The organism is Rhizobium sp. SRI_017, assembly GCF_057586295.1.
On the sequence record NZ_JBYCZP010000006.1, the window covers coordinates 245,644 to 259,246 of the forward strand.

The 13,603-nt window shown below is 62.1% G+C and carries 14 protein-coding genes and 1 riboswitch; of the genes, 9 read left to right on the forward strand and 5 right to left on the reverse strand.

Translation table 11 applies throughout. The annotated features are described in order from the left end of the window. The first annotated feature begins 19 nt into the window (after positions 1 to 19). From AC2YI2_RS16045 to AC2YI2_RS16055, 3 genes are all read left to right on the forward strand, one after another. Entirely contained in the window at positions 20 to 259 is a 240-nt protein-coding gene (locus AC2YI2_RS16045) for a hypothetical protein (RefSeq protein ID WP_487387487.1), read from the forward strand. A gap of 120 nt (positions 260 to 379) precedes the next feature. Beyond that, the gene (locus tag AC2YI2_RS16050) at positions 380 to 622 is read left to right on the forward strand and encodes a type II toxin-antitoxin system VapB family antitoxin (RefSeq protein WP_487387488.1); all 243 of its coding nucleotides are present in this window, start codon (positions 380 to 382) and stop codon (positions 620 to 622) included. Then, positions 622 to 1,026 carry a type II toxin-antitoxin system VapC family toxin gene (locus AC2YI2_RS16055; protein WP_487387489.1) on the forward strand — a complete coding sequence of 135 codons (405 nt, stop codon included), beginning with the start codon at positions 622 to 624 and terminating at the stop codon, positions 1,024 to 1,026. Before AC2YI2_RS16050 ends, AC2YI2_RS16055 begins: the two co-directional genes overlap by 1 nt. On the opposite strand, the gene AC2YI2_RS16060 is transcribed toward AC2YI2_RS16055, so the two are convergent. Beyond that, positions 1,023 to 1,796 carry a hypothetical protein gene (locus AC2YI2_RS16060; protein ID WP_487387490.1) on the reverse strand — a complete coding sequence of 258 codons (774 nt, stop codon included), beginning with the start codon at positions 1,794 to 1,796 and terminating at the stop codon, positions 1,023 to 1,025. The genes AC2YI2_RS16055 and AC2YI2_RS16060 overlap by 4 nt on opposite strands. A 72-nt stretch (positions 1,797 to 1,868) precedes the next feature. Beyond that, the gene (locus AC2YI2_RS16065) at positions 1,869 to 2,639 is read right to left on the reverse strand and encodes a sulfotransferase family 2 domain-containing protein (protein WP_487387491.1); all 771 of its coding nucleotides are present in this window, start codon (positions 2,637 to 2,639) and stop codon (positions 1,869 to 1,871) included. Between the two features lie 125 nt (positions 2,640 to 2,764). Here AC2YI2_RS16065 and AC2YI2_RS16070 point away from each other — a divergent pair, with 125 nt between their 5' ends. The 5 genes from AC2YI2_RS16070 to AC2YI2_RS16090 all read left to right on the forward strand — a co-directional run bounded on the left by AC2YI2_RS16070 (position 2,765) and on the right by AC2YI2_RS16090 (position 9,051). Continuing rightward, positions 2,765 to 3,796 carry an MBL fold metallo-hydrolase gene (locus AC2YI2_RS16070; RefSeq protein ID WP_487387492.1) on the forward strand — a complete coding sequence of 344 codons (1,032 nt, stop codon included), beginning with the start codon at positions 2,765 to 2,767 and terminating at the stop codon, positions 3,794 to 3,796. 123 nt (positions 3,797 to 3,919) lie between these two features. Then, positions 3,920 to 4,036, forward strand: a riboswitch (TPP riboswitch). A 41-nt stretch (positions 4,037 to 4,077) separates the two neighbouring features. Further along, positions 4,078 to 5,076 (forward strand): thiamine ABC transporter substrate binding subunit, encoded by a 999-nt coding sequence (thiB, locus tag AC2YI2_RS16075; protein ID WP_487387493.1) that lies wholly within the window; start codon positions 4,078 to 4,080, stop codon positions 5,074 to 5,076. A gap of 10 nt (positions 5,077 to 5,086) precedes the next feature. Next, entirely contained in the window at positions 5,087 to 6,688 is a 1,602-nt protein-coding gene (thiP, locus tag AC2YI2_RS16080) for a thiamine/thiamine pyrophosphate ABC transporter permease (RefSeq protein WP_487387588.1), read from the forward strand. Continuing rightward, positions 6,688 to 7,389 (forward strand): thiamine ABC transporter ATP-binding protein, encoded by a 702-nt coding sequence (locus tag AC2YI2_RS16085; RefSeq protein ID WP_487387494.1) that lies wholly within the window; start codon positions 6,688 to 6,690, stop codon positions 7,387 to 7,389. Before thiP ends, AC2YI2_RS16085 begins: the two co-directional genes overlap by 1 nt. A 144-nt stretch (positions 7,390 to 7,533) precedes the next feature. Next, positions 7,534 to 9,051, forward strand: coding sequence for a M48 family metalloprotease (locus AC2YI2_RS16090; protein WP_487387495.1), 1,518 nt, complete (start codon positions 7,534 to 7,536; stop codon positions 9,049 to 9,051). Between the two features lie 75 nt (positions 9,052 to 9,126). Here AC2YI2_RS16090 and rpmE read toward each other — a convergent pair whose 3' ends face one another. Then, complete coding sequence (gene rpmE / locus AC2YI2_RS16095) at positions 9,127 to 9,348, reverse strand: 50S ribosomal protein L31 (protein ID WP_487387496.1); 222 nt, start codon at positions 9,346 to 9,348, stop codon at positions 9,127 to 9,129. Between the two features lie 197 nt (positions 9,349 to 9,545). On the opposite strand from rpmE, the gene AC2YI2_RS16100 reads away from it, so the two are divergent. Then, positions 9,546 to 11,342, forward strand: coding sequence for an ABC transporter transmembrane domain-containing protein (locus tag AC2YI2_RS16100; protein ID WP_487387497.1), 1,797 nt, complete (start codon positions 9,546 to 9,548; stop codon positions 11,340 to 11,342). Here the strand turns inward: AC2YI2_RS16100 and AC2YI2_RS16105 are convergent, their stop codons facing one another. Then, positions 11,343 to 11,630: a DUF6894 family protein gene (locus tag AC2YI2_RS16105; protein WP_487387498.1), complete on the reverse strand. Its 288-nt coding sequence runs from the start codon at positions 11,628 to 11,630 to the stop codon at positions 11,343 to 11,345. It abuts the gene before it with no gap. Positions 11,631 to 11,748: 118 nt separating this feature from the next. Further along, a complete protein-coding gene (locus AC2YI2_RS16110; RefSeq protein WP_487387499.1) occupies positions 11,749 to 13,392 on the reverse strand; it encodes an FAD-binding dehydrogenase in 1,644 nt (547 codons plus the stop codon). Positions 13,393 to 13,603 lie beyond the last annotated feature (211 nt).

Genomic DNA, 13,603 nt, shown 5'->3' on the forward strand with positions numbered 1-13,603 from the left:
TCTCCAAGGGCAAACGACCATGACCAAGATCATCCTCGCATCCACCGCAATTATCCTCGCCACCCTCTCGCTGGCTTCGACCTCGGAAGCCGGCTGGCGCCACCGCAACCATTTCGGCCTCAACATCGTCGTCGATGCCGGCCCGCGTTACGTCGTCGACGACTACGGCTATGACGAACCGGAATGCTATGTCCGCAAGGTCAAGAAGATCAACCGCTACGGCGAACTGGTCATCAAGAAGGTCCAGGTTTGCGAATAATCCCGCCTCATCTTGATAAATGTCCGACATGCAGAACCCTCGCGGCCGCCCGCGAGGGTTCTGTCGTTGTATGGACAAATTCGCCCGCTCTGTATATACAAAGCGAGACGGAGGTGATCTATGCTGAGCATACGTGATGAGCAAGTCCGAGCACTGGCAGAGAATCTTAGGGACAAGAGAGGCATGCCGAGCTTGACGGCCGCGATCCGATTTGCGCTGGAAAATGCAATCGCGCGCACTGACGAAGAAATATCGCTGCAGGAGCGCGTGGACGCCCTGCGTCGTAAGGCCTTGGCCAAAGCAATTCGACCGCCCGGTCAGCCGCTGACAAAGGAAGAACGCGACGATCTCTGGGGCAACTGATGCTGATCGATACATCGGCAATCGTGGCGATCCTGGCTCCAGAGCCTGACTCGGCAATCTATCTCGCCGCGATCGAAAGTGCCTCGTCGCGCTTTGTGGGTGCCCATGTTCGCCTCGAATGCACGATCAATCTCGCGCGAATTCTGGGGCTGGAGATTCTTGACGCAGAGGCGATGTACGACGATTTCCTTGCCGCGGCGAAAATCGAAGTGCTGCCGATATCGGATGCAGTATCGAGAGTCGCAGTCGATGCCTACGCCCGGTTCGGCAAAGGGCAGAGGCATCCCGCCCAATTGAATTTTGCCGACTGTTTATCCTATGCCTGCGCAGCATCTATTGCTGCTCCGATTCTCTTCAAAGGCAACGATTTCGGCCAGACGGACCTGCGGTCTGCGCTGGACTAGAACTCATACCCGAAGAGCTCAATCACCAGCCGGTCGCGCGTCGCCACGAGCTCCCGCAATTCATCGGTATAATAATCCCGATAGGTCGAAAGCGTGCGCTTCGACGTGTTCTTCTGCACCGGCGCATTCTTTTCCAGGATGCGCCTGGCGCCCTTCTTGAAGCCCAGCTTGTCCTTGTTCTCCAGCACGAATGCCGAGAAATCTTCCGTCAAGGTCTCCGACTTGAAGACCTTGTCGTAGAGCGCCCAGCGCTTCTGGTGCCGGATCGCCTGGTCCATGTTGCGGATGTTCCACCAGCCCATGGCAAGCGCCGGGTGCGGTGTCGTCACGCGCATGAAGCGGTAGGAATAGAAGCCGAGGAATTTGTTGAGCGACGTCTTCGAATAGGGATGGCCGATCATCACGCTGTTGAGGAATTTGGGATCGGCGAGCGCCCTCAGCCAGGTGGCAAAGCTTTCCTTGGGGTTCTCGTTGTCGAATAGTTTTTTGGAGCCTTCTGGCCCCAGCACCTTACGGACGTCGCGGAAGAACAGAACGTTTGGCTGCTTGATCGAATAGGCCCACATCGAGACATACCAGTCCCAGGGATTGCGTACCGTGGCGAAGGCATATTTGCCCTGTTTCCAGAAGAACGGACGTCCCTTGGTGATCGGCGCATGGCGGGTGCGGCGCACCGGTTGTCCTTCGACGAGCTTCTTGAGGAGCGAATCGATATAGGTGCTCCCGGTCTTGTACATGTCCAGGTAGATGAACTTCTCATACTCGATCATGAGCACTTATTCCGTGGCGCGTCGGCGGCTGTTTAGCTCCGGGGACGCAGATGGTCAATTTGGCGGGGATGTTCAGAATTTGTAGCCGAAGAGGTCGATGAAGAAGCGGTCGCGCGTCGCCACGAGATCCCGCAGCTCATCTGTGTAATAGTCGCGGTAGCTCTCCAGCGTTCGCTTGGAGACGTTCTTGTGCTTCTCGGCCTGCTTGTTGATGATGTCGACAGCCTTGTCGGAGAAGCCGAGGTCCTTGCCGTGCTCGGCGGCGAAATCGGCGAATTCCTGGTCGAGTGTCTCCGACTTCATCAGCACGTCATACATCGCCCACTTCTTCTGTGCCGCGATCGCGCCATCCATCGAATTGATGAACGGCTTGCGCAGGAAGATCTCCGGATAGGGCATGGTAACCCGCATGAAGCGATAGGTGTAGAAGCCCATGAAGCCCATCAGGCCGGAGCTCGGCAGGCGGTGCCCCTTGAGCGCCTGCGCCAGGAAAGCCGGGTCGTGCATCGATTTCAGCCATTTGGGGAAGGCGACCTTCGGATTGTCCATCTCGTAGAGTTCGTTAAGCTTTTCCTGGCCGAAACCCTGCTTGATATGTTCGTAGAGCGGGTTCTCGACCGTGTGGCCATAGGCCCACATCGAGACATACCAGTCCCAGGGATTGCGCACGGTGGCGAAAACCAGTTTGCCGCCCTTCCAGGTGAAGGGGCGCCCCTTGGTGAGCGGCGCATGGCGCTTCACGCGGACCGGCTTGTCCTTGATGATCTTCTTCAGGAGAAAATGGATGTGCGTGCTGCCCGTCTTGTAGACGTCGAGATAGATGAACTTCTTGTATTCGATCATCGGGTTTCCGATCAGAGAATTTTGCCGCTGGCCCTAGCATTCCGTGGGCCGCGGCGCAATTCACGCCTCTTGCAAAGGACGGGCGAGACGTTATCTGCCATTGAAGGCTAACCACGGAAAATTGCATGGCCAAGTCAGATACCAAGTCAGCAGCCAAGTCTGGCAAACCCATCAATCCCTATTACCAGGGTCCGGAATCGGATCATTTCAACGGCACCCGCTTCTTCAATCCTGACGGTATCCCGCCGGGTACGCTGCGGGATTTCCTGCGCTGGAAATGGACTGGCGGCGACAAGCCGCTGCCCTGGCCGAAGAACTATCCGAGCCGGTTCGCGGGTAACAGGCCGGCAGAACGGCTGGAAGGCGGGGCGCTCCGGGTGACCATGATCGGTCATGCGAGCCTGCTGATCCAGACTGCCGGCCTCAACATCCTGACCGATCCGGTCTGGTCGGATCGGGTGAGCCCCTTCAGTTTCCTCGGACCCCGGCGACACAACCTGCCCGGCATCGCCTTCGATCACCTGCCGCCTATCGACCTCATCCTCGTGACCCACAATCACTATGACCATCTCGACCTCTCGACGCTGAAACGGCTGGAAGCCAGGCACAAGGCGCCCATCATCACGCCACTCGGCAACGATACGATCATTCGCCGCGCGGTGCCGAGGGCTGAGGTCACCGTCACCGATTGGGGCGATACTACGGCGTTCAAGGGCGTCATCATCCACACCGAGCCCTGCCATCACTGGTCGGCGCGGGGCACGGGCGACCGCCGCATGGCGCTCTGGGCCGCCTTCGTGATCGAGACACTGCATGGCAGGATCTACCATATCGGCGATACCGGCTTTCACGACGGCATCAATTATCGCGCAGCGGCGGGCAAGCATGGTGGCTTCCGCCTCGGCATCCTCCCGATCGGCGCCTACGAGCCGCGCTGGTTCATGAAGGGGCAGCATCAGAACCCGGAGGAAGCCGTAGCGGGTATGGGGCTCGCGGGCATCCAATACGCTGTCGGGCATCATTGGGGGACGTTCCAGCTGACGAATGAGGCGATCGAGGATCCATTGAAGGCGCTGGACGCGGCGTTGGCGCAGGCGGGCGTGGAGGCGGAGAAATTTCGACCGTTGCGGCCAGGGGAGGCGGTGGACGTGCCGTAATAGGCCTCGCCGGCGACAAAACCTTTCCCAACCGCACAAGGGGAAAGGGGGTACTTTCTCAAACGAGAGAAGTGACCTTCAGATCGAGTCTTGCCATCCCCTCCAACACATCATATTTGTGACGACGCTCTAACGGGGTGCCTTCGGTCGATTTTCGGCTGCTGGCTGAGAGGTGGTCTCCACCAACCCGCGGAACCTGATCCGGCTCATACCGGCGGAGGGATTAGACGCTCGCAACCAGCGCCCTATTCCCGTGTTTTATGAAAACCAAGGAGGCGCTGATGCGCAGATTCTCATTGATGCTTGCCGCGGCTTTGGCCGCATTCTCCTCGTCCGCGCTCGCGGCGGGAACGCTGACTATCTATACCTATGAAAGCTTCACCTCGGAATGGGGTCCCGGCCCCAAGGTCAAGGAAGCCTTCGAGAAGACCTGCGATTGCAAGGTGGACTATGTCAGCCTGCCCGATGGCGTGGCGCTGCTCACGCGCCTCAAGATGGAGGGTGGGGCGACCAAGGCCGATATCGTGCTCGGCCTCGACACCAACCTGATCGAAGAGGCCAAGGCCACCAATCTCTTCGCCGACCATGGCATCGATACGTCGGCCGTCAAGGTTCCCGGCGGTTTCGCCGATCCGGTCTTCGTACCTTATGACTACGGCCATTTCGCCGTCATCTACGACACGCAGGTCATCAAGAACCCGCCGAAGAGCCTGAAGGAGCTGGTCGAGGGCGACGCCACACAGAAGATCGTGCTCGAAGACCCCCGCACCTCGACGCCGGGCCTCGGCTTCCTGTTCTGGATGCGCTCGGTCTATGGCGACCAGACGCCGGAGGCGTGGAAGGCGCTGCAGAAGCGCATCCTCACGGTGACGCCCGGCTGGTCGGAGGCCTATGGCCTATTCACCAAGGGCGAGGCGCCGATGGTGCTGTCCTATGTTACTTCGCCGGCTTACCATATGATCGCCGAGAAGAATGACCGCTACCAGGCGGCTGAATTCTCCGAGGGTCATCCGATCCAGATCGAGGTCGCTGGCATGACCAAGACCGAGAACGAAGAACTGGCCCGCAGCTTCCTCAAATTCATGATCAGCCCGGCCTTCCAGGACATCATCCCGGAAAACAACTGGATGCTGCCGGCCGCCGCCACCTCGACGCCGCTCAATCCGGTTTTCGGCAAGCTGATCCAGCCGAAGGTCACGCTGACCGTGACGCCCGAGGAGTCGGCGAAGAACCGCAAGACCTATGTCGACGAGTGGCTTGGTGCCACCAGCGGCAACTGATCTGCTGACCATGGAAAGCGGGGGGGAAAGGCGGTTCTGGATCGTCGCGGGCGCGGTTGCGCTCGCTGGTCTCGCCGGCTTCTGCGTCCTCGCCTTCATCATGCTGCTGTCGAGCGGCGTCCAATCGAGCTGGCCGCCGCTCTCCTATCTCATCCGCATCTTCATCTTCACGGTCGAGCAGGCCGTGCTCTCAACCGTCCTTTCGGTGGTTCCCGCCGTGCCGATTGCTCTCGCTATGGCCCGACGCCCCAGTTTTCCTGGCCGGCAACTGGTCGTGGCACTGATGATCCTGCCGCTTGGTCTGCCTGTTCTGCCGGCGGTCTTCGGGCTCCTGGAAATTTGGGGTCGGACAGGTCTTGTCAATGATATCGCCTCCGACCTTGGCTTTTCCGGCCAGATCTCGATCTATGGCCTGCAGGGCATCCTGCTCGCCCATGTCTTCTTCAACCTACCGCTGGCGGCGCGGCTGCTGCTCAAGGCGCTGGAGCGCGTGCCGCGCGACGAGTGGCGGTTGGCGGCGAGTATCGGCCTGCCGCGCGTCTCGCTCTTCCGCTTCGTCGAGTGGCCGGCCATTCTGCGCGTCATCCCGGGCATTGCCGGCCTGGTTTTCATGATCTGCGTCACCAGCTTCACCATCGTGCTGACGCTCGGCGGCGGGCCGGCCAATTCGACTCTCGAGGTCGCGATCTACCAGGCACTGAAGTTCGAGTTCGATCCGCCGCGGGCGATGATCCTGACCGCGGCACAGCTGGCACTGACGGCTTCGATCTTCTGGCTGTTGTCGCGCTTTCCCGATCCCGAGGAGGATCGACGGGGCACCGCTGGCGATCCCTTCCGGCCGGATGCGAAGACATCTGGCGCAAAAGCCGGAGATTTCGCGCTGATCACCCTCTTCCTCGCTTTCACGGCATTGCCGGTGGCGGCGATTGTTGTCGCTGGGTTGCGCTCGAACCTGGCCGGTCTGCTCGCGACGCCGGCTTTCTGGCAAGCGCTGCGCACCAGCATGACACTCGCTTTTGCCGCCGGTCTGCTCGCGACGTTGACGACATTCCTCATGGCGCGAGCTGCGGTGAGTCTGTCGGCGCGCGGGGCCCCAGGCTTGAGCAGTCTTTTCCGCCTGCCCGAGTTCATGTTGCTGATTCCGCCTTTGGCGCTCGGTTCCGGCTGGTTCCTGATCCTGCACCGTGCCGGTCTCGCCGATGGCGCCGGCCCTATTCTCGTCGTCCTGGTCAATATGTGCATGGCGCTGCCCTTCGCCGCCCGTGTCATCACGCCGGAGCTGACCACGCATCTCAAGCGCACCGGCCGCCTCGCGGCGAGCCTCGGCGTCACCGGTCTTGCCCGCTTCCGACTCATCGACTGGCCGGTCATGCGGGGTCCGCTGTTCACCGCCTTCTCCTTCGCTGCTGCGCTGTCGCTCGGCGATCTCGGCGCAGTGGCGCTATTCGGTTCGGACGATTTCATCACTCTGCCGGCACTTCTCTATGCCAGCCTCGGCAGCTACCGCTCGACTGATGCGGCGGGCCTGTCGCTGATCCTCGGCGCGGTCTGCCTGCTCCTCACCCTGCCGTCGGTCCGCCTCGACCGGCCTGCCATCAGGGAGGCGCATTGATGCCTTCGCTTCGTCTCGACCAAGTCGAGAAATCGCTCGGACAGAAGCGTTTTGCCTATGACCTCGATCTCGAGGGCGGCGGCATTGTCGCGGTGACCGGCCCATCGGGCAGCGGCAAGTCGACCATGTTCCATCTGATCGCCGGGTTCGAGATGCCAGACAGTGGCCGAATCGTGATGGATGCCGCAGATGTCGCCGCGCTTGGTCCCGGCGAACGGCCACTGACTTACATCTTCCAGGATCACAATCTGTTCGCGCATCTCGATGTTGCCACCAATGTCGCGATCGGCATTTCGCCGCGTTTGAAACTCTCGTCGGAGGACTGGGCGGAGGTGAGCGACTCGCTCGCCAAAGTAGGGCTTGCGGGATTCGAGAAGCGGATGCCTCAGGCGCTTTCCGGCGGGGAGCGACAGCGTGTCGCATTCGCCCGCGCTCTGGTCCGCCATCGCCCCCTGCTGCTTCTCGACGAACCCTTCGCCAGCCTCGACGAGGGACTGCGCCATGACATGGGCGATCTGCTGCTGGAACTTCAGCGGACCACGGGAATTATGGTGCTGATGATTAGCCACGACAGCCAGGAAATAGGCCGCCTCGCGGGGCGTGTGGTGGGCATCGATGCGGGCAAGATCGTCTTCTCGGGCACCTCAGAAGACTGGGTCCGGCTCCGGAAAGATGGTCGCCACAATCCGTCGCGAGCCTAAAAAAGGGCGGATTTAAGCTTCAGATTTGCCACGTCTTTCCGATAATTGTGCTATGCAGAAGAAGTTGAAATCGGATAATGGTGCCTCGTTGGTGCTGGACTCGCCGCGACCGAAAAGGACTGAGCCCTGAGCTTTAAGCCTTCCATGACCGAATTCAATTCTGCAACGACAGGTTTTTGTCCCTTGAGGGCGGCGCGACGCGTGCTGCGCAGCCGCGCGACACCTATGATTGTCGCGGCACTTTTCCTGTCCGGTTGTGAAAGCCTGCTCGATACCTACGAGCCCACAGTCGCGCCCTCGACCAATCCGCAGATCGTCGACGAGGTGCAGAAGGACGATCCGCGCGCTGAAATGGGTGCTCGCGAGCATCCGCGAATCGTCGCCTCCTACGGAGGCGAATATCGTGACGTGAAGACCGAGCAGTTGGTGGCGCGCATCACCGGTGCGCTGACGCTGGTGTCGGAAAATCCGAAGCAGTCCTACCGGATCACCATCCTCAATTCGCCCGCGATCAATGCTTTCGCGCTGCCGGGCGGCTATGTCTATGTCACACGCGGACTGCTGGCGCTCGCGACCGATGCTTCGGAAGTTGCCGCCGTGCTGAGCCACGAAATGGCACACGTTACCGCCAATCACGGCATTGAGCGGCAGCGGCAGGAAGAGCGCGCCGTGATCGAGACCCGCGTGGTGGCCGAAGTGCTGTCCTCGGCGATCGACAGCAAGACGGCGGCGGCGCGGCAGAAGCTCAGGCTCGCCGCCTTCTCTCGCAACCAGGAACTCCAGGCCGACGTGATCGGCGTGCGCATGCTAGGCGAAGCCGGCTACGACCCTTACGCGGCCGCGCGCTTCCTTGATGCCATGGGCGCCTATTCGCGCTTCAACGCGATCAACAATGATTCCGACCCGGGCCTCGACTTCCTGTCGAGCCATCCGACGACGCCGCAGCGCGTCGAGCTGGCGCGCCGCCATGCGCGCAACTTCGGTATGGATGGCCAGGTCGGCGATAGGGGTACCGACTACTTCCTCAACGGCATCGACGGCATGCTCTATGGCGACAGCCCGCAGGAGGGCTATGTCCGCGGCCAGACCTTCCTGCACGGCAACCTCGCCATCCGGTTCGAGGTGCCGCTGGGCTTCCGTATCGACAACAAGGCGGACGCCGTCATGGCGACCGGGCCTGATGACATCGCGGTCCGTTTCGACCTCGTCGACGACAAGGCCGGCAGCCTGATGGATTATGTCGCCAGCGGTTGGGTCACCGGCCTCCGGCCGGAAACGATCCGGGGCGGCAAGGTCAACGGAATGGACGCCGCTACGGCGCGGGCCTCGGCAGACAAGTGGGATTTCGACGTCACTGTCGTTCGCAACGGCAAGAAGATCTATCGCTTCCTCACCGCAGTGCCGGTGGGTCATGAGACAGATCTGGTCGCCACGGCGACCAAGCTGCGCACGACGTTCCGGCGCATGAGCCCTGGCGAGGCCACCTCTCTCAAGCCGCTACGCATCCGCGTCGTGACGGTGAAGGCGGGCGAAACCGTGCAGACGCTTTCCGGCCGCATGTTGGGCACGGACCGCAAGGCCGAGCTCTTCCGCCTGCTCAATGGCCTGACGATCGGCGCCACGCTCACGCCGGGCCAGCGCGTCAAGATCGTCGCGGAATAAGTGCCCTTCGGAAGAATCCCGGAAAAGAAAAAGCCCCCGGATGGGGGCTTTCGAAACGCTCGCCTTGCAGCTCGATCAGATGCCGAGGCCGGAGAAGCGCTTGTTGAACTTGGAAACGCGGCCACCGCGGTCCAGCATCTGCTGGTTGCCGCCGGTCCAGGCCGGGTGCGATGTCGGGTCGATGTCGAGGTTCATGACCGCGCCCTCGGTGCCCCAGGTGGAACGGGTTTCGTATTCGGTACCATCGGTCATGACCACCTTGATCATGTGATAGTCGGGATGAATCTTGTCTCTCATGACTATGTCCTGCCGTCACAGTGGTCTTTTGCCGCAAGGCTTGCGGCGCCGGAGCCAAACGAATAAATGAAGCCGCAGTCCGCACGGGGGACCACGGCTTCGTTTGATGGCGAGGCCTATACATGAAGCCTTTCGAGATAACAAGGGCCGGAACGCGAGATTCGCAAGCCCTGAACCCGTAAATGGAGCCTTGAACCGTGGCGGCAGAAACAGACAACAAGAGCGACAGCACACTGCGGCCGCTTGCCCATCTCGTTCCCTATGTGCTGCGTTATAAGAAGATGGCGATCGGCGCACTCATCTTCCTGCTGCTTGCCGCCGTGACGACGCTGATACTGCCGACCGCGGTGCGGCGGATGATCGATCATGGCTTCGTCAGGGCCGACGCGGCTTTCATCAATACCTATTTCGTGATGCTGCTTACGCTGGCCGTGGTGCTCGCTGCAGCATCTGCACTGCGCTACTATTTCGTCATCACGCTGGGAGAGCGAATCGTCGCCGATCTCCGGCGCGACGTGTTTGCCCAGATCACCCGGCTGTCGCCGTCCTTCTTCGACGTCAACCAGACCGGAGAAATCGTCTCGCGGTTGACGGCGGATACGGTGCAGATCAAGTCGGCTGTCGGTGCCACGGCGTCGCTGGCACTCCGCAACATGATCCTCTGTCTTGGCGCGATCGGAATGATGATCTACACCAGCCCCAAACTGTCTTCGCTGGTGCTGATCGCCATTCCCTTGATCGTCTTTCCGCTGGTCGGGTTCGGCCGCTCGGTGCGCCGCCGCTCGCGCGACGCGCAGGACAAGCTCGCCAAGGCCTCGGCCTATGCTTCCGAAGCCATCGGCGCGATCCGCACCGTGCAGGCCTTCAACAGCACCGGCGAGGCGAACCGGCGTTTTGCCGAAGCGGCCGAAAACGCCTATGACGCCGCCCGCGCCTCGTCGCGCCAGCGCGCATGGCTCACCGGCTTCGCCATCACCATGGTCTTCGGCAGCGTTGTGGCCGTCTTGTGGTTCGGTGCGCGCGGTGTGCTGGAAGGCACGATTACGCCCGGCACGCTCAGCCAGTTCCTGATCTATTCGGTGCTCGCCGCCGGTTCGCTCGGCGCGCTGTCGGAAGTGTGGAGCGAGTTCAGCCAGGCAGCCGGCGCTGCCTCGCGGCTGATCGAACTGCTGCACGAAAAGCCTGGCATCGCCGCTCCGGACCATCCGATCTCGCTGCCGACACCGCCCAAGGGCAAGGTCGAATTCGACAACGTCGAATTCGCCTATCCCACAAGGCCGAACATGTCGGCGCTCAAGGGCCTGAACCTCACGGTCAGCCCGGGCGAACGTGTTGCGATCGTCGGTGCGTCGGGTGCCGGCAAGACGACGGTCTTCTCGCTGCTGCTGCGCTATTACGATCCGGATTCCGGTCGCGTATTGGTCGATGGCGACGATATCAGGCAGGTTGATCCCGAGGCGCTGCGTGCCCGCATCGCCATCGTGCCGCAGGATACGACGATCTTCGCGACCTCCGTGCATGAGAACATCGCCTTCGGTGCGCCGCAGGCGACTCGTGCCGATATCGAGGCGGCGGCGCGCGCGGCGCATGCCGAGGAATTCATCAAGCGGCTCGACCAGGGTTACGACACGGAAGTCGGCGAGCGCGGCGTGATGCTGTCGGGGGGCCAGCGGCAGCGGATTGCCATCGCGCGTGCCATCCTGCGCAATGCCCCGATCCTGCTGCTCGACGAGGCGACCTCTGCACTCGACGCCGAGAGCGAGACTCTGGTTCAGACAGCCCTGGATGGATTGATGGAGGGTCGCACGACAATCGTCATCGCCCATCGACTGGCGACCGTGCTGAAGGCCGATCGAATTTTGGTGCTTGATGGCGGCTTGATCGTCGAGGAGGGCACACATCAGAGCCTGATCGAGAAGGGTGGTATCTATGCCCGCCTAGCAAGCCTGCAGTTCGGCATCGATACCGGACGGCATCTCCGGCTTGCCAAGTAATCAGCCGACAAGTTCACACTGGCGGGCGAGATCGCGCTCGACGATCGAGCGGATTTCCGCCTGGTGGCTGGTGAGTGCGCGCAGCGGTCCCGGGCACTGGATCGAAAGCAGCCGACCTCTGATGTCGCGGACATGGACACGGACGCGCTCGCCCTTGCCGCAGCGGGCGATACGGCTCGCGACGACACGGGCATAATAGATGGCCGAGCCATCATCGAAATGGGAGGTGCCCTCGTCGTCGGTCAGCGTCTCGCGGTCCCAGTGGATGTCGTAGAAATAGGTCTGCATCTTCGCCCCAGATGACCGGCATCGTTGTCTCGCCGATCTTGGACATATAGAGCCACGGGCCATCCGAACCGGTGCTGAACTTGCCATTCACCTGCCGTTCAGCTTGGCGGCCGGGATTTCACTTGATCACCGAACGGCCCGCCGTGCGGCCGGAGAAAATGCAGCCACCCAGGAATGTGCCTTCGAGGGCATTATAGCCATGCATGCCGCCACCGCCGAAGCCCGCCGCTTCGCCGGCCGCATAGAGGCCGGCGATGGGGTTGCCCGCCCAATCGAGCACGCGGGTATCGAGATCGGTATGCAGCCCGCCCAGCGTCTTGCGGGTGAGGATGTTGAGCCTCACCGCAATAAGAGGCCCGTTGGACGGATCGAGGATGCGATGCGGGCGGGCGGTACGCATCAGCTTGTCGCCGCGATAGTTCCGCGCGCCGCGGATGGCGATGACCTGTGCATCCTTGGAGAAGGAGTTCTCAATCTCCCGGTCACGCGCCTCGATCTGCCGCCGGATATGGTCGACGTCGAGGTGCTTCTCGCCGGTCAGTGCATTCATGCCGGCGACGAGATCTTCGAGATTGTCGCGGACGACGAAATCTTCGCCCTTGTCCATGAAGGCCTTGATCGGCGGGGCCGGCTCCTTGCCGAGCCGCTTGAGCAGGAGCCTGATATTCCTGCCGGTCAGGTCGGGATTCTGCTCGCTCCCCGAAAGCGCGAATTCCTTCTTGATGATCGCCTTGGTCAGGATGAACCAGGAATAGTCGTGGCCGGTCGCGAGAATCGCCTTCAGCGTCGCGAGCGTGTCGAAGCCGGGCATGGCGGGCGGCAGGAGGCGATTTCCGAGCGCGTCGAACCACAGGGAGGAGGGGCCGGGCAGGATGCGAATGCCATGGTTCGGCCAGATCGGATCCCAGTTTCGGAGGCCCTCGGTATAGTGCCACATGCGGTCGCGGTTGATGATCGCGCCTCCGGCCGCCTCGGTAATCCCGAGCATCCGGCCGTCGACATGGTCGGGCACCCCGGTCACCATGAAGGCTGGCGGTTGGCCGAGGCGCTCGACCGGCCAGTTGCGACGGACAAGATCGTGATTGCCGCCGATGCCGCCCGAGGTGACGATCGTCGCGGCGGCGGCGATGGTGAAGTCGCCGATGACCTCGCGGGAACTCGTCTGGCCGCGCACCACCGGATCGGGCTTGAGAATGACCCCCGATGCACCGGTCACTGCGCCGGTGTCGATGGTCAGCGCATCGACCCGATGGCGAAAGCGGAGGGTGACGCGTCCCTCGGCGACATGCGTCTCGATACGCTTGAGGAAAGGCGCCAGCACGCCGGGGCCGGTACCCCAGGTCACGTGGAAGCGCGGCACCGAATTGCCATGGCCGGTCGCAAGGCCGCCACCGCGCTCGGCCCAACCGACGACGGGAAACCAGCGCATGCCCTGCTGATGCAGCCAGCTGCGCTTCTCGCCCGCCGCGAAGTCGAGATAGGCCTCGGCCCAGCGCCGCGGCCACTTGTCTTCCGGGCGATCAAAGGCGGCCGAGCCCAGCCAGTCCTGCCGGGCGAGATTGATGGTGTCGCGGATGCCCATCAGGCGCTGTTCGGGGCTATCGACGAAGAACAGGCCGCCGAGCGACCAAAAGGCCTGGCCGCCGAGATTCTGTTCGCCCTCCTGGTCGACGACGATCACCTTGAGCCCGCGGTCGGCGGCCTCCACCGCCGCGACGAGGCCGGCAAGCCCAGCGCCGACGACCAGACAATCGCAGTCCATGCGCTTCTCCCCCCTTACGATGGGCAATCGCGATGCTTGCGCTCGGCGGTTTTGCCCCTCACCCTAGCTCTCTCCGCGTTCTCACGGGGAGAGGGGAGATGTGGCACGCAGGCGGATGAGGGGGCAAGCCCCGGCCGTGCGGGCCTGCGAACAAACGTACCCTCACGCAAAGGTGACTGGCCTTTTCGTCGGATCAGGGCACACTTTTGCC